Origin of the sequence: Streptococcus suis (assembly GCF_002964045.1) — a bacterium.
GTDB classification, from domain to species: Bacteria; Bacillota; Bacilli; order Lactobacillales; family Streptococcaceae; genus Streptococcus; species Streptococcus suis_U.
On record NZ_POPB01000557.1, the window covers coordinates 1 to 346 of the forward strand.

1 pseudogene is annotated in these 346 nt (G+C 44.8%); it reads right to left on the reverse strand.

The window, feature by feature from the left end:
• Positions 1–321: pseudogene (locus tag C1E99_RS12670) on the reverse strand (dihydroorotate dehydrogenase catalytic subunit); the annotation flags it as partial.
• Positions 322–346 lie beyond the last annotated feature (25 nt).

Consider the following 346-nt stretch of genomic DNA (forward strand, 5'->3'; position numbering starts at 1 on the left):
GGAAAAACCAGCTACCTTGGCAATGATTGGCAAATCTGGAAAATGTTGCGCTAGCCATGGTAATTTTTCGGATAAGACGGCATCAACACCTGGATTTTGAAGTCCAATGGCATTGAGCATACCCGCTGGTGTCTCGGCTACACGGGGAGTCGCATTGCCATAACGAGGATGACGGGTAGTCGCCTTAATCATAATGGAACCAAGCTGATTAAGGCCATAATAATCTGCATACTCCTGACCAAAACCGAAGCAGCCAGAAGCTGGAATGATAGGATTTTTCAAGTCCAAGCCTGGTAAGGAAATCGCTAATCGTTTTGTCATTTCAACCTCCTATAAAATCAAAACG